Origin of the sequence: Pseudoalteromonas sp. S1609 (genome assembly GCF_005887255.1) — a bacterium.
GTDB lineage: Bacteria > Pseudomonadota > Gammaproteobacteria > Enterobacterales > Alteromonadaceae > Pseudoalteromonas.
In genome coordinates this window covers 1-14971 of sequence record NZ_PNDJ01000052.1, presented here as the reverse complement: position 1 = coordinate 14971, position 14971 = coordinate 1, and the positions used below count along the sequence as shown (strand labels likewise).

General features: G+C 41.8%; 21 protein-coding genes. 18 read left to right on the top strand and 3 right to left on the bottom strand.

Features of this window, described 5'->3' with window-relative positions; genetic code table 11:
• Positions 1 to 11: 11 nt before the first annotated feature.
• From CWB76_RS13550 to CWB76_RS13540, 3 genes are all read right to left on the bottom strand, one after another.
• Positions 12 to 689: a nitroreductase family protein gene (locus tag CWB76_RS13550; RefSeq protein WP_138608294.1), complete on the bottom strand. Its 678-nt coding sequence runs from the start codon at positions 687 to 689 to the stop codon at positions 12 to 14.
• A gap of 202 nt (positions 690 to 891) precedes the next feature.
• Positions 892 to 1569, bottom strand: a complete 678-nt coding sequence (locus CWB76_RS13545; protein WP_138608292.1) for a TorF family putative porin — start codon at positions 1567 to 1569, stop codon at positions 892 to 894.
• A 292-nt stretch (positions 1570 to 1861) separates the two neighbouring features.
• The gene (locus CWB76_RS13540; RefSeq protein WP_138608290.1) at positions 1862 to 3025 is read right to left on the bottom strand and encodes a hypothetical protein; all 1164 of its coding nucleotides are present in this window, start codon (positions 3023 to 3025) and stop codon (positions 1862 to 1864) included.
• Positions 3026 to 3291: 266 nt separating this feature from the next.
• Between CWB76_RS13540 and CWB76_RS13535 the strand changes: the two genes are divergently transcribed.
• The 18 genes from CWB76_RS13535 (at position 3292) to rplQ (ending at position 13981) form a co-directional block, all read left to right on the top strand.
• Positions 3292 to 5229, top strand: a complete 1938-nt coding sequence (locus tag CWB76_RS13535; protein ID WP_138608288.1) for an AsmA family protein — start codon at positions 3292 to 3294, stop codon at positions 5227 to 5229.
• Between the two features lie 274 nt (positions 5230 to 5503).
• Positions 5504 to 5872: a 50S ribosomal protein L14 gene (gene rplN / locus CWB76_RS13530; protein ID WP_008115397.1), complete on the top strand. Its 369-nt coding sequence runs from the start codon at positions 5504 to 5506 to the stop codon at positions 5870 to 5872.
• Positions 5873 to 5882: 10 nt separating this feature from the next.
• Entirely contained in the window at positions 5883 to 6197 is a 315-nt protein-coding gene (rplX, locus tag CWB76_RS13525; RefSeq protein ID WP_004589210.1) for a 50S ribosomal protein L24, read from the top strand.
• 16 nt (positions 6198 to 6213) lie between these two features.
• Positions 6214 to 6753 (top strand): 50S ribosomal protein L5, encoded by a 540-nt coding sequence (gene rplE, locus CWB76_RS13520; RefSeq protein WP_010392500.1) that lies wholly within the window; start codon positions 6214 to 6216, stop codon positions 6751 to 6753.
• A gap of 10 nt (positions 6754 to 6763) precedes the next feature.
• Entirely contained in the window at positions 6764 to 7069 is a 306-nt protein-coding gene (rpsN, locus tag CWB76_RS13515; RefSeq protein ID WP_006794245.1) for a 30S ribosomal protein S14, read from the top strand.
• Positions 7070 to 7090: 21 nt separating this feature from the next.
• Positions 7091 to 7483 (top strand): 30S ribosomal protein S8, encoded by a 393-nt coding sequence (gene rpsH, locus CWB76_RS13510; RefSeq protein ID WP_008115392.1) that lies wholly within the window; start codon positions 7091 to 7093, stop codon positions 7481 to 7483.
• 13 nt (positions 7484 to 7496) lie between these two features.
• The gene (gene rplF, locus CWB76_RS13505; RefSeq protein ID WP_008115390.1) at positions 7497 to 8030 is read left to right on the top strand and encodes a 50S ribosomal protein L6; all 534 of its coding nucleotides are present in this window, start codon (positions 7497 to 7499) and stop codon (positions 8028 to 8030) included.
• Between the two features lie 9 nt (positions 8031 to 8039).
• Positions 8040 to 8390 (top strand): 50S ribosomal protein L18, encoded by a 351-nt coding sequence (gene rplR / locus CWB76_RS13500; protein ID WP_008115388.1) that lies wholly within the window; start codon positions 8040 to 8042, stop codon positions 8388 to 8390.
• 9 nt (positions 8391 to 8399) lie between these two features.
• On the top strand, positions 8400 to 8906 hold the full coding sequence (gene rpsE, locus CWB76_RS13495; protein ID WP_008115387.1) for a 30S ribosomal protein S5: 507 nt from the start codon (positions 8400 to 8402) through the stop codon (positions 8904 to 8906).
• Positions 8907 to 8909: 3 nt separating this feature from the next.
• Complete coding sequence (gene rpmD, locus CWB76_RS13490; RefSeq protein ID WP_008115384.1) at positions 8910 to 9092, top strand: 50S ribosomal protein L30; 183 nt, start codon at positions 8910 to 8912, stop codon at positions 9090 to 9092.
• A 4-nt stretch (positions 9093 to 9096) separates the two neighbouring features.
• Positions 9097 to 9531, top strand: a complete 435-nt coding sequence (gene rplO / locus CWB76_RS13485; RefSeq protein ID WP_008115382.1) for a 50S ribosomal protein L15 — start codon at positions 9097 to 9099, stop codon at positions 9529 to 9531.
• A 10-nt stretch (positions 9532 to 9541) separates the two neighbouring features.
• Positions 9542 to 10870, top strand: a complete 1329-nt coding sequence (gene secY / locus CWB76_RS13480; RefSeq protein WP_008115380.1) for a preprotein translocase subunit SecY — start codon at positions 9542 to 9544, stop codon at positions 10868 to 10870.
• A gap of 22 nt (positions 10871 to 10892) precedes the next feature.
• A complete protein-coding gene (gene rpmJ / locus CWB76_RS13475) occupies positions 10893 to 11006 on the top strand; it encodes a 50S ribosomal protein L36 (protein ID WP_002959476.1) in 114 nt (37 codons plus the stop codon).
• A 125-nt stretch (positions 11007 to 11131) separates the two neighbouring features.
• A complete protein-coding gene (gene rpsM / locus CWB76_RS13470; protein ID WP_008115377.1) occupies positions 11132 to 11488 on the top strand; it encodes a 30S ribosomal protein S13 in 357 nt (118 codons plus the stop codon).
• A gap of 12 nt (positions 11489 to 11500) precedes the next feature.
• The gene (gene rpsK / locus CWB76_RS13465) at positions 11501 to 11887 is read left to right on the top strand and encodes a 30S ribosomal protein S11 (protein WP_002959471.1); all 387 of its coding nucleotides are present in this window, start codon (positions 11501 to 11503) and stop codon (positions 11885 to 11887) included.
• 21 nt (positions 11888 to 11908) lie between these two features.
• The gene (gene rpsD, locus CWB76_RS13460; RefSeq protein WP_002959461.1) at positions 11909 to 12529 is read left to right on the top strand and encodes a 30S ribosomal protein S4; all 621 of its coding nucleotides are present in this window, start codon (positions 11909 to 11911) and stop codon (positions 12527 to 12529) included.
• A gap of 24 nt (positions 12530 to 12553) precedes the next feature.
• Positions 12554 to 13540 carry a DNA-directed RNA polymerase subunit alpha gene (locus tag CWB76_RS13455; RefSeq protein ID WP_008115371.1) on the top strand — a complete coding sequence of 329 codons (987 nt, stop codon included), beginning with the start codon at positions 12554 to 12556 and terminating at the stop codon, positions 13538 to 13540.
• 39 nt (positions 13541 to 13579) lie between these two features.
• Positions 13580 to 13981 carry a 50S ribosomal protein L17 gene (gene rplQ, locus CWB76_RS13450; RefSeq protein WP_008115370.1) on the top strand — a complete coding sequence of 134 codons (402 nt, stop codon included), beginning with the start codon at positions 13580 to 13582 and terminating at the stop codon, positions 13979 to 13981.
• Positions 13982 to 14971 lie beyond the last annotated feature (990 nt).

The window sequence follows — 14971 nt, the reverse complement described above, 5'->3', positions numbered from 1 at the left end:
CAGAGTTCAGGTTAAATAAAAGTGGCTATTTCATCCAGCGACTTTTTATCAAGTGCATGCAGTGGTACCGTTGCATGCTCATCGGGGTAGCCTGCAATTAATAGCATGTAAGGGCGCTCGTTATCTTTGTCGCGACCACAAATATCGGTTAAAAAGCTCATTGGTTTTGGCGTGTGGGTCAAGGTTGCAAGGCCTGCTCGGTGTAGTGCTTGAATTAAAAAACCAGTGGCCAGCCCTACTGATTCATGCACATAGTAATTGGTGTTTTTATCGTCCGTATTTACACCTCCCTTTTTTTGACTAAACACTGCAATCAACCATGGTGCGTGCTCTAAATAGGGTTTATTAGCATCGGTGCCTAATGGTTTTAATGCATCAAGCCATTCTTCGCCTGCGCGACCTTCATAAAATGAGCGTTCTAATTTCTCGGCTGCTTCACGAATTTGCTTTTTAACATCTGCGCTATTAATGGCCACAAAATGCCAAGGCTGGTGGTTTGCGCCACTAGGTGCTGTACCTGCCGCTTTTATACAGGTTTCGATTATTTCTTTTGGCACCTGGCGGTTACTAAAGCTGCGAATACTATGGCGGCGTTGGCTAGTTTGTAAAAACTCATTCGCTCGCTCGAGCATTTCCTCTGGCGGGTATTCTATAAAATCGGTTAATGGTTGGCTTTTGTGATCTTGCATGGCTGTTCGCTTCTTATTTTTAGAGTGTTTGGTTTTTATACCGATAGGCTCATTTCTAAGCAAGTGTTATTAAGCTTATTCAATCATAAAAATAAACTGGCAGTAAAAAAATTTTAGCAAAAACAAATTTGAGTAGCAGTAAGATCTCAATGAAACGAGAAAGGGCCTTGCGGCCCTTAGTGTTGCAGCAAGTGACACATTTTTATAGGTTAAAGTCTACAGCGTAGGCTACATAGGCTTTTACATCAGAGCCGTCCATGTCGTTATCTGATAGGCCAAAAGTAAAACCGTCTTTAGACACCGATACACCATAATCAATGATATTGTCATCACCGATGAAATCGCCTGAGTAATGACCTATATGTAGCGCCATTTCTGTGCCATTGCTACCAACAGCGAAGCTGTAATCGGCATTTAAATACAATGAATCACCAAAATCAGTACCGTCACCATTGGCAGCAGAAGTTGCAAGTACGGCTGCACCAAATGTAAAACCTTGCACACTAATGCTACCGTAAACTTCAGAAAAATCTGCATCGGCACCTGATGCCGCATCTGGGTACGCGTAATAAATATAACCTACGTCATAACTCACGCTTTCATTGATTGCGCCGCCAAAACCTGCGTATATGTCTAGCTCGTAGGTCATTTCATCGGCCCAAGACGCATTTGACGCCCAAGTACCCGCATAAAAGCCAGATTCATTAGCGTAATCAATACCGCCAGATACAGCTGCATCGCCCCCAGTTTGCTCTTGTCCGCGCCATAAGTAGTTAGAAGTGGCTGCTGCATTTGCTGTTACTTCAGCAAATGCAGTAGTTGATGTCATTCCTGTTAATGCCAATGCACTGATCAATATTGTTTTTTGTAGTTTTAGCATGTCTTATTTCCCATTGTATGATTTTGCACGCCAAGGCTTTTTATTATGAATGACTACAACCTTTTGTTTGGCGGCATTTTATTATGTTACTAATGGGGTATTTGCACTGTGTGTGCCAAATTAAACTTATTTGTTTATAAATTATTTTTATTATTTAAAACAATGTATTGAAAATAACATGAGGTAGGTATACAAAAGTGATTATTTTAAAGGTTCACTTTGCTGGTGCAAAAAGTAGCCTAGCTGCACCATCAAAGCGCTGCTAGGCCATTTGGGTTTACTTGTTGATTAATTAACCAAATATGGTGCGCATTAGGGTAATTGTTTCGTTTACGCCACGACCTTTCTGTACTTCGCTAATAATGGAGTCACGTTTAGCACGAATATGTTCTGGGATATCATCAGCAGCAAGAGCGCGGTCCACTAAAATCTCAGCAGATTCTTTACCTCGGCGTGGCGCTTTACTGCTGCTAGAAGTGCTACGTGTAGGTTTATTAAGTAGCTTAATGTAGTTAGAGTTATCAGCAGTGTTAGTATCTGCATAGTAAAAAAAGCAAGGTATAAGCGCTTTAATATCTACTAATTGGGTTTCTAGTTCATTACCAGCGTTGGCCATTTTAAACCATGACATAGCGTGAATACTTTGTACTACATCTTGCCAATAACGCTCAAAGTCGCGGTTATTTAATTTGGTGATACCTAAAGCTGAGCAAAGTGCATCTAAGCGGCTATTGCTTATTGGTGTAAATACATCAGGGCGGCGCATTGCTAATAAGCGGGTGGCAGGTGCCAGTGTTGGTTTTTCATCACTACCATTAAATGCACTCAAGTAAGCAACTACAAATTGCTGATAATCAGTTTGGGCTACATCACCCTCAAGTGGAATGTTGCTAAGCGCATCGTCGAAGGCACCTGGCAGGTCAGCCAGCATCTGGTGAAAACCTTTGGCGCTTTTGGTAGAGGCAAACCATTCTACATCAAAGTTATAAGTACTCGGATCGAGTGATGCCATATGCTTACCGCTAAAAGCGAGTAAGTCTTCAGGGATCATATCTTTTAACGATTTTTCACGTAGGCCTGCAATATAAGTAGTTAAACGTAACTGCTCATCAAGTGCCACCAGTTCTTTATGTTGCTCTACAAACATACTCACTACTGGCCAAGGCGCTACCCGTAATGTTTTTAATTGTAAAAAGCTAATGGCTGAAATAAGTTGGTCATGCAGCTTTTTTAATAATGGTAATTGTGGGGTTTCGAGTAAGTCATAATTAATGCGGTCGCGGCTTGCGCTTAATAGCTCGTAACACCAACCTAAAAAGTCTTCTGGATGGTTTTCCACTTTCACAGCCATCAGGTTTAGGCTTAGCTCTGAAGATTGCTTCAGAATGTTTTGGTAAATTTGACTTTCTTGCTCGCCTAATGCCATTTTTGACGGTGAAATTAGCAGTTTCTTCATGCCTTGTAGACTCTCCGGTTAGATATACTTTTTAGTCGCTTTATTTTAGCTTATTTAGGCTAAATACAACAGGGGCGCGCATCATACCGAACAATTAAAGGAATGTAATCAGAAGCGTGAATCTTTAAGTTTATTAAAGTGAGTCTTCAAAACCTAATTTAGAAAGAGGATAGCTATGGTTAATACATTTTTATTTGTTTAACAATGCTTTTCGCGCTAACTCTCGCTATGATAAGAGCATTATTTGCACGTTTGAAAGGATGATCATGAAGACCTTATTTAAAATTATTGGTGTCATATTATTGCTATGCATAGCGTTAATTGTTGCTGCACCTTTTTTAATTCCTACTGATACCATTTTTAATAAAGTGTCTGAGCAGGTTGAAAAAACAACCGGGCGCACATTAACCATAAAGGGCGATAAAACCCTCAGTGTATTCCCTGCATTAAAGCTGGAGCTTAATGATGTGCATTTTGCCAATATACCTAGCGGCTCTCGCGCTGATATGGCAAGTATGCAGCAACTTGCAGTTCATATTCCGTGGCTTTCATTACTCGGTGGCGAGTTAAAGCTAGAAAAGTTTGTCATTAATGAACCTGATATTTTGCTAGAAACCGATAAAAGCGGTAAAGCTAACTGGCAGTTATTTGGTGCAGTGGCCAAGCAACCTGAGCAGCAAATTCAATCGGGTGAGGCAGTCAAACTACCTGAAAACTTTGATATTCAATTAGGTGAAGTCGCTATTTATGGCGGGTCGTTTACATATTTAGATGGTCAAACGGGTGCTAAACAACAAATTAGCGATTTAGAACTGGCTATATTACTGCCTTCACTGCGCAAACAGCTCGAAGTAACCGGTGCTATTACTTATATGCAAGAGCGATTTGAGCTTGATGTAAAACTTGATACTCCAGCAAAAGCGATTGAAGGCGCCACATTTAATGTAAAGCAAAAACTTAACTCACGTTTAGTAGATTTAACGTTTGATGGCAGCATAGCCAAACAAGGCCAAGATATTAATGGATTATTAGCACTTAACGGTGATTCAGTTAAAAATATTGCTAACTGGCAAGGGGTTGACTTAAACGCTAAAAGCAATGCGTTTAATGCCTTTAGTATCAATGCCCAAATGCACCTGCTCGGTGAAGAGTTCAACCTAACTGAATTAGTTGCAACGCTCGATGCACTCGAGATTAAAGGTAAAAGTAAGGTGAATCTAGGCAGTCGTTTAGCGGTTAATGCTGATATTGACTTAGGCATGCTTGATTTAAATCCTTACTTACCAGAAACCGTAGCTAAAAAAGAAGCCCCTGCAAAAGGCGAGTCAAAGCCTGCAGAACCGATTGTATGGGATGATACTAAAATTGATTTAAGTGGCTTAAGTGCATTAGATGCAAATATGATTATTCGTTCAAGCGGTTTAAAAGCTAACGACATTAAACTCGGCGCTAACCAGTTTACTGTAGAACTTAAAAATAGCATTGCTAAATTAAGCTTAGATAGCTTTGCCGCTTATGAAGGAACAGGTACAGGGGGGGTTACTATCAATGCCCAAAATACCCCTTATAAAATAGCGACCAACTTCGACTTAGATAAAATAGAGGCACAGCCCTTACTTACTGATGCTGCCGGTTTTGATAAATTAATGGGTAAAGGCTCTTTAAACTGGAATTTAACTACAGTAGGGCAAAGCCAAAAAACGTTTATTAACGCGCTCAATGGTAAGCTGGGGTTCAAATTCGCGGATGGTGCAGTTAAGGGAGCAAACGTAGCGGAAATGGTGCGTAAGGGTAAAGAGCTAGTTAAAGGCAACTTTAATGCCGTGTCTGAGGGATTAGATACAGGATTTGAGGAATCTGAGAAAACAGATTTCTCTGCACTTTCTGGTAGTTTTAACTTTACCAATGGCGTAGGCAAAAATACTGATTTATCGTTGATCAGCCCTTTAATACGTATTTCAGGTGAAGGAGATGTTGATTTACCGCAAACTCTGGTTAATTACCGCCTAGTAACAGGTTTAGTTGATTCTATTGAAGGTCAAGGTACTACCGATGATAGCACTGGCTTTAAAATTCCCCTGAGGATAAAAGGCCCATTTCATGATGTTGGCATAAAATTAGATATAGGCAGTGCGGTTAAAGATGAAGCAAAAGAAAAAGCTAAAGACAAAATTAAAGACAAATTAAAAGGTTTGTTTGGCTAATTTTAATTACTGATATAAAACAAGGCATCGCTGAGATGCCTTGTTTGTTTTATAACCACCTGTAATTTAGATAAATAGCATAAAAAACCAGTTTCTAATTTAGCGTCCGCATTAAATTAATTAAAAAATAACCTACCACTCCCCTCTCAATGCTGATACAATTGCCCGCCCTTAAGAGACATCTAGTATGTTTTTTGAGTGGAATTCAATCGAAATGTCTTGATTTTAAACAAATTTAAGACAAGTTGTAATTACTACACCGGAGGTCATTAACATGATCCAAATGCAAACTCAGCTGGAAGTTGCTGATAACAGCGGCGCTCGCAAAGTGCAGTGTATAAAAGTCCTTGGTGGTTCACACCGTCGCTATGCAGCGATTGGCGATATCATTAAAGTTTCTGTAAAAGAAGCGATTCCTCGCGGTAAAGTGAAGAAAGGTGATGTTAAAAACGCGGTAGTTGTGCGTACCAAAAAAGGCGTTCGTCGTCCAGACGGTTCATTGATCCGTTTCGACAGCAATGCGGCTGTTATCTTAAATGATAACTTGCAGCCTATTGGTACTCGTATTTTCGGCCCTGTGACTCGCGAACTTCGTAATGAAAAGTTCATGAAAATCGTTTCACTAGCCCCAGAAGTACTGTAAGGAGTCTATCATGGCAGCAAAAATCCGTCGTGATGACGAAGTAATCGTACTAGCAGGTAAAGACAAAGGTAAGCGCGGCAAAGTGCTTTCAGTTGTAACCGAGTCTGGTCGAGTATTTGTCGAAGGCATTAACTTAATCAAGAAACATCAAAAGCCGGTTCCACAGTTGAACCAAGCTGGCGGTATTGTTGAGAAAGAAGCGTCTATCGACGTATCAAACGTTGCGATCTACAACTCGGAAACGAGCAAAGCAGATCGTGTAGGTTTCAAGATTGAAGATGGTAAGAAATTACGTATCTTTAAATCTACTGGTAAAACTATCTAATAGTTGGAGTAGAATGATGGCGAAACTGCATGAAGTATATAAAGACAAAGTAGTTGCTGAACTTCAAGAGAAGTTTGGTTTCAGCTCTGTCATGCAAGTCCCTCAGATCGAAAAGATCACATTAAACATGGGTGTGGGCGAAGCCTTAGCTGACAAGAAGATTTTAGATAACGCTGTTGCGGATCTAGAAGCTATCTCTGGTCAGAAACCTTTAATCACTAAAGCACGCAAATCTGTTGCTGGCTTCAAAGTGCGTGAAGGTTACCCGATTGGTTGTAAAGTAACCCTACGCGGCGAGCGTATGTGGGACTTTTTTGAGCGTTTGGTTTCAATCGCTATCCCACGTATCCGTGACTTCCGTGGTGTAAGTGCTAAGTCTTTTGATGGACGTGGTAACTACAGCATGGGCGTACGTGAACAAATCATCTTCCCAGAAATTGATTATGATAAAGTAGACCGTGTACGCGGTATGGATATCACAATCACTACATCTGCGAAATCAGATGAGGAAGGCCGTGCGTTGTTAGAAGCGTTTAACTTCCCATTCAAGAAATAAGGGTAGGGTTATGGCAAAGAATTCTATGAAAGCGCGCGAAGCAAAGCGCACTAAACTAGTTGCTCAGTACGCTGAAAAGCGTGCAGCACTAAAAGCTATCATCAGTGATGTTAATACATCTGAAGATGATCGTTGGGACGCGGTACTTAAGCTACAAGCTTTACCTCGTGATTCTAGCCCTGCACGTCAACGTAATCGTTGTAACATTACGGGCCGCCCACATGGTTTCCTTCGCAAATTCGGCATGAGCCGTATTAAAGTTCGCGAAGCAGCTATGCGCGGTGAAATTCCTGGCCTTAAAAAGGCTAGCTGGTAATAGAATCATGGGAGTAAGACTATGAGCTTGCAAGATCCTATCGCGGATTTATTTACACGAATCCGTAACGGTCAGTCAGCGAAGAAAGTATCTGTAACGATGCCTAATTCGAAACTGAAAGTAGCAGTAGCTAATGTATTAAAAAATGAAGGTTACATCGCAGACTTCGCAGTAAGTGGTGATGTTAAACCTGAGCTTTCTATCGAGTTAAAGTACTTCGAAGGCAAAGCTGTTATTGAAAATATCCAGCGTGTAAGTCGCCCTGGTCTACGTATCTATAAGAGACGTGACGAATTACCGAAGGTAATGGGTGGTTTAGGTATCGCTATCGTATCAACTTCTAAAGGCCTAATGACAGACCGCGCAGCACGTAGTGCAGGCGTTGGTGGTGAAATCATTGGTTTTGTAGCTTAATCGGAGGGGAACTATGTCTCGCATAGCAAAGGCACCAATAAACGTTCCTGCCGGTGTAGAAGTTACATTAAAAGGCCAGGAAATCACAGTTAAAGGCAAAAACGGTGAACTTACTCGTACTATCAACAATGCTGTTGAAGTACAAGTTAACGACAACGTTATTACAACTTTACCTCGTGAAGGCGTAGCCAATGCATGGGCACAAGCAGGTACTGCTCGCGCTCTAATCAACAACATGGTTGTTGGTACGCATGAAGGTTACGAGAAGAAACTTCAGTTAGTAGGTGTTGGTTACCGTGCTGCAGCTAAGGGCAAAGTTTTAGACTTAACTCTTGGTTTCTCGCACCCAGTTAATTTCGCAGTTCCTGAAGGAATTACGATTGAAACTCCAAGCCAAACAGAAGTTCTAGTTAAGGGCGTAGACAAGCAGTTAGTTGGTCAAACAGCTGCTAACATTCGTGCATACCGTAAACCTGAGCCTTATAAAGGTAAAGGTGTTCGTTATTCAGATGAGAATGTACGCCGTAAAGAGGCTAAGAAGAAGTAAGGTAAGACGATGGATAAAAAAACAGCTCGTCTACGTCGTGCTAAACGCACTCGTAGAAATTATATTGAACAAGGCACAACGCGTCTTGTTATCCACCGCACGCCACGTCACATTTACGCTCAAGTTGTAAACGCTGAGGGTAATGTACTGGCTGCTGCTTCTACTGTTGAGAAAGCTATTAGCGAAACAGTTAAAGGCACAGGCAACGTTGCAGCTGCACAAGCAGTTGGTAAAGCGGTTGCTGAACGTGCGGCTGACAAAGGCATCGAAAAGATTGCTTTTGATCGCAGTGGCTTTAAATATCACGGCCGTGTGAAGGCGCTAGCTGATGCTGCGCGTGAAGCCGGTTTGCAATTCTAGGAGTAGACAATGGCTAACGTAGAAGCAAAGCAACAACAGCCTGATTTAGCTGAAAAGCTAATCGCGGTGAACCGTGTGTCTAAAGTAGTTAAAGGTGGTCGTATCTTTAGCTTTACTGCACTAACTGTAGTTGGTGATGGCGCAGGTAAAGTAGGTTTCGGTTATGGTAAAGCACGTGAAGTTCCAGCTGCTATTCAAAAAGCAATGGAAAAAGCACGTCGTAACATGATCAACGTAGACCTAAATGGCAACACATTACAGCATCCTGTTAAAGGACGTCATGCTGGCTCACAAGTGTTTATGAAACCAGCATCTGAAGGTACTGGTATCATTGCAGGTGGTGCTATGCGTGCAGTACTTGAAGTGACTGGTGTGCAGAACGTACTTTCTAAATGTTACGGTTCTACTAACCCGATCAACGTTGTACGTGCAACGATCTCAGCTCTTGAGAACATGAATTCTCCTCAGTCGATCGCTGCAAAACGTGGTCTTCGAGTAGATGAGATTTTGGGGTAAACCATGGCTAATAAAACTGTAAAAGTAACACAAGTAAAAAGCTCTATCGGTCGTTTACCGAAGCATAAAGCTACATTACGCGGTCTTGGTTTACGTCGTATCAATCACACTGTTGAGTTAGAAGACACAGCATGTGTGCGTGGTATGATCAACCAGGTTTATTACATGGTTAAGGTAGAGGGGTAATTCGATGCATTTGAATACACTTTCACCTGCTGCAGGTTCAAAAACTGCTCCAAAACGTGTTGGTCGTGGTATCGGTTCTGGTCTTGGTAAGACTGGTGGCCGTGGTCACAAAGGTCAAAAATCACGTTCTGGCGGTAAAGTACGCGTTGGTTTTGAGGGCGGTCAAATGCCTATGCAACGTCGTCTACCTAAGTTCGGTTTCACTTCTCGCAAATCTTTAGTATCTGCAGAAATTAACCTATACGAAATCGCTAAAGTTGAAGGCGATGTGGTAGACCTAAGCGCGTTACAAGCAGCTGGTCTAGTTAAAAAGAACGTTCAGTTCGTTAAAGTTGTTAAATCTGGCGAAGTTTCACGCGCTGTTACCGTTAAAGGCCTTAAGGCTTCTAAAGGTGCACGCGAAGCTATCGAAGCTGCCGGAGGCAAGGTAGAAGACTAAGGAAGTACTAATGGCTAAACCAGGTCAAGATACACAAAGTGCACAAGGTGGACTTTCGGAATTGAAGCGCCGATTACTCTTCGTATTGGGTGCTATCATAATTTACCGTCTAGGTTCATTTGTGCCGATCCCTGGGATTGACGCCGCTGTACTTGCCGATTTCTTCGAGCAACAAAAGGGCACCATTGTTGAGATGTTCAACATGTTTAGCGGTGGTGCGCTTGAGCGAGCTTCAGTGTTAGCACTGGGTATCATGCCGTATATCTCGGCTTCGATTATTACGCAACTATTAACGCATATGTATCCGCCGTTTATAGAGCTTAAGAAAGAAGGTGAGCAAGGGCGTAAAAAGATAAGCCAGTACACACGCTACGGCACGCTTGTGCTTGCTACTATCCAATCAATCGGTATTGCCACAAGCTTACCGGGCATGATGAACGGGTTAGTTGTTAACCCAGGTATGGGATTCTACTTCACCGCAGTGGTGAGTTTAGTAACCGGTACTATGTTCCTTATGTGGTTGGGCGAACAGATAACAGAACGTGGTATCGGTAACGGTATCTCAGTTCTAATATTTGTTGGTATTGTAGCTAACCTGCCGTCTGCTATTGGTTCGACAGCCGAAATGGCGCGCCAAGGTGATTTGAATGTTTTTGTACTGTTGATGGTTGCGGTTATAGTATTCGCTGTTACTTATCTTGTTGTATTCTTTGAACGTGGTCAACGACGTATTGTTGTTAACTACGCCAAACGTCAACAAGGTCGTCAAGTATTTGCTGCTCAAAGCACGCATTTACCTCTGAAAGTAAATATGGCGGGTGTTATTCCACCAATCTTCGCTAGCAGTATAATTCTGTTCCCTGGTACAATTGCAAGCTGGTTCGGCCAGGGTGAAGGTCCGGTTGCTGATGTGCTACAAGCAATTGCTACAACGTTGACTCCAGGTCAGCCTTTGTATGCAATGGTTTTAGCTGCGGCTATCATCTTCTTCTGCTTTTTCTACACAGCGTTGGTTTTTAACCCGCGTGAAACAGCAGACAACCTGAAAAAATCTGGCGCATTTATCCCAGGTATTCGTCCAGGTGAGCAGACATCTAAATACATTGATAAAGTGATGACACGCCTGACATTGGCAGGTGCTTTGTATATAACCTTTATCTGTCTGGTGCCCGAATTCATGACTATGGCATGGCAAACGCCATTCTATTTCGGCGGTACATCAATTTTGATTATCGTTGTTGTAATCATGGACTTTATGGCACAAGTACAGACGCATCTGATGTCACATCAGTATGATTCTGTGCTGAAAAAAGCGAACCTTAAAGGCTACGGTCGATAAGGTCAGTTTACGGAGTTGAGCAATGAAAGTACGTGCTTCCGTTAAGAAAATATGCCGTAACTGTAAAGTTATTAAACGTGCTGGTGTAGTACGCGTAATTTGCAGTGAGCCTAAGCATAAGCAAAGGCAAGGCTAAGTAAACAGTCGTGCAGGCTGAGGTTTCTCGGCCTGTGTTTTTAGTTGTGATTTGGTCTTCGTTTGAGTATCCTTACGGGCTTTTCAAACAGATGATTACCAAATTCAAATATAGGAGATGTGTTAGTGGCCCGTATCGCTGGCATTAACGTCCCTGATCATAAACATGCAGTTATTGGTTTAACAGCTATTTATGGCATAGGTAAGACTCGCTCTAAGGCTATCTTAGAAGCGACTGGTATCGCCGAGACCACAAAAATCGGTGAACTTTCAGACGAAACACTTGACGTACTGCGTGAAGCAGTTGGCAAGTACACTGTAGAAGGTGACCTTCGTCGTGAAGTTACTTTGAATATCAAGCGCCTTATGGACCTTGGTTGTTTCCGTGGCCTACGTCACCGTCGCTCTTTACCACTTCGTGGTCAAAGAACAAAGACTAACGCGCGTACCCGTAAGGGTCCTCGTAAGCCTATTAAGCGATAAGGGGATAGTAAAATGGCTAAGACACCAATTCGTCGTAAAAAGGTTAAAAAGCAAGTTGCTGATGGTATGGCTCATGTTCATGCGTCTTTCAACAACACTATTGTAACGATTACCGACCGTCAAGGTAATGCACTATCATGGGCTACTGCCGGTGGTTCAGGTTTCCGTGGTTCACGTAAATCTACTCCATTCGCTGCTCAGGTTGCTGCAGAGCGTGCAGGTACTGCTGCTCAAGAATACGGTTTAAAAAATCTAGAAGTTTTCATCAAAGGTCCAGGTCCAGGTCGTGAATCTGCTGTACGTGCTTTGAATGCTGCTGGTTACCGTATCACCAACATTACTGACGTGACGCCAATACCACATAATGGTTGTCGTCCACCGAAGAAACGTCGCGTTTAACAATAGGTTAGGAGAAATAACATGGCAAGATATTTGGGCCCTAAGCTCAAGCTGAGTCGTCGTGAAGGTACTGACCTGTTCCTTAAGAGCGGCGTAAGAGCTATCGACTCTAAGTGTAAACTTGAGACTGCACCTGGTCAGCACGGCGCTCGTAAAGGACGCTTATCTGATTACGGTTTACAATTACGTGAAAAGCAAAAAGTACGTCGTATTTACGGTGTATTAGAAAAGCAATTCCGTAACTACTACAAAGAAGCTGCTCGCCTTAAAGGCAACACAGGTGAAAACTTGTTACAGCTTTTAGAGCAACGTTTAGACAATGTTGTATATCGCATGGGTTTTGCTAGCACACGCGCTGAAGCACGTCAGTTAGTAAGCCACAAAGCGATTCTAGTTAATGGTCGTGTTGTGAATATTCCTTCATACGTAATTACTCCAGAAGATACTGTTGTAATTCGTGAGAAGTCTAAAACACAAGCACGTATCATCGCTGCTCTAGAGTTGGCTGAGCAACGTGAAAAGCCGACTTGGGTTGAAGTTGACGGTAAGAAATTGGAAGGTAGCTTCAAGCGCCTACCTGAGCGTTCAGATCTGTCTGCGGACATTAATGAACAACTAATCGTCGAACTTTACTCTAAGTAAAGTTAAGAGTTAAGAGAGGATAAAATGCAGGGTTCTGTTACAGAATTTCTAAAACCAAGGTTAGTCGATATCGACGCTATCAACCCAACGCGTTCTAAAGTAGTTTTAGAACCACTCGAGCGTGGCTTTGGTCACACTTTGGGTAATGCCTTACGCCGTATACTGTTATCATCTATGCCTGGATGTGCAGTAACTGAAGTTGAAATCGACGGTGTATTGCATGAGTACAGCGCGAAAGAAGGCGTACAAGAAGACATCATTGAAATACTACTAAACCTTAAAGGTCTAGCGGTAACGTTAGAAGGCAAAGATGAAGTTTTTCTGACCCTGACTAAATCTGGTGTAGGCCCTGTGACTGCGGCAGATATTCAGCACGATGGCGATGTAACAATTGCTAACCCAGATCATGTTATTTGTAATTTAACAACAAATAACAGCGAGATCAGCATGCGTATTCGTGTTGAGCGTGGTCGTGGTTATGTGCCGGCATCTAGTCGTTTATCCTCTGATGACGATGAGCGTCCAATTGGTCGATTGCTGCTTGATGCATCATTCAGCCCAGTTGAACGTATTGCGTACTCGGTTGAATCAGCCCGTGTTGAGCAACGTACAGATTTAGACAAGTTAATCATTGATATGGAAACAAACGGCACCTTAGATCCTGAAGAAGCGATCCGCCGTGCGTCTACTATCTTAGCTGAGCAATTAGATGCATTCGTAGATTTACGTGATGTAACTGAGCCAGAAGAGAAAGAAGAGAAGCCAGAATTCGATCCTATTCTACTTCGTCCAGTTGATGATCTTGAATTAACAGTACGTTCAGCAAACTGTTTGAAAGCCGAGCAAATTCAATATATCGGTGATTTAGTTCAGCGCACTGAAGTTGAGCTTCTTAAAACGCCTAATCTAGGTAAGAAGTCTCTAACTGAAATAAAAGACGTGCTAGCTTCACGTGGTCTTTCTCTAGGCATGCGCCTAGAAAATTGGCCGCCTGCAAGCCTAGCTGAATAATCTAAATCACTATATTAGTTTAGTTAGAAGGATAGGGTCATGCGCCATCGTAAGAGTGGTCGTCAATTAAACCGTAACAGTAGCCATCGTAAAGCGATGTTCAGCAATATGGCAGGTTCTTTGGTGAAACATGAAATCATCAAAACTACTTTGCCTAAAGCGAAAGAGTTACGCCGTGTAATTGAACCTTTAATCACACTGGCTAAGACTGACAGTGTAGCAAATCGCCGTTTAGCGTTTGCTCGCACGCGTGATAATGAAGTAGTTGGTAAGTTATTCAGTGAAATCGGTCCTCGTAATGCGGATCGTCCAGGTGGTTACACTCGTATTCTTAAGTGTGGCTTCCGTGCTGGTGATAATGCACCAATGGCTTATATTGAACTAGTTGGTCGCCCAGCGGCGAGCGAAGAAGTTCAAGAAGACGCGCAGTCTGCAGAGTAAGTCTTAAAGAGACACCAAAAAGCCGAGCTTATGCTCGGCTTTTTAATATCTAAAATTCACACAAAATGAATAAAGCTTTTAGCTCTATTATTAATAGCAAATTTATTCTCATTCCTTTCATCTAATAAAATAGTCTAACTAGAATCGACGAATCATAATGCGAGCGTTTAGGACTGCTATCTTTCTATTTATATGTAAAGCTATTTAGACTAATAAATATATGACCATGTAACGACTTTTACAGTTAATAGTTATTAACAAAAAAAGTTCGAAATAGTTGATACCCACCAATAGCTCATTAACTTTATAATAGTAGAGCCCTTGCCTGATGTACTTATTCGCCACTAATCTAAATGGCCATATAAAGCTAAACAATTTGTTTTCTTGGTAATCGCTACAATAACTATGAAAAGATTTTTCCAAAAAATAAGTTTTTACAGCTTTAAAGGCGAAATATGATTAGGTTTAGTTGTCTTTTTAAGCGTTTAGTCTAAATATCCAGCGAACAGTCATTTATTTCAAGTTTTCTTCAAAAAAGGGTTGATCTGTTTTCGGATCTCCCTATAATGCGACACCACTGAGACGGCAGAACGCAACGCATAGCGAGGCACGAGCTACTCAGTGAGTCGAGTAAAACTTAGTTCTGAAAACTTTTAAGTTTAACAAAATTAAGTGTTGACAAAAAAATAGGAAAGCGTAATATGCGCAGCCCTAGCGAGATAAAGTTTAACGCTTTAATCGCAACGTTCTTTAACAATATAAAGCAATCATCTGTGTGGGCACTCGTACAGATTGAGTTCTAACAGCCAAGCTTAGTTTACTAAGTGAGGCAAACAAATTTAGAGTCTCAATTAAAACTGAGTGACCAACAGAATAATTACTTAGGTAGTTATTCAGCACAGTCAATTCAATATCGAAAGATATTAAATAAATTCAGAATTCATTGAGCTGTCGAAAGACATAAAACTTTTAATTGAAGATATAGAACAT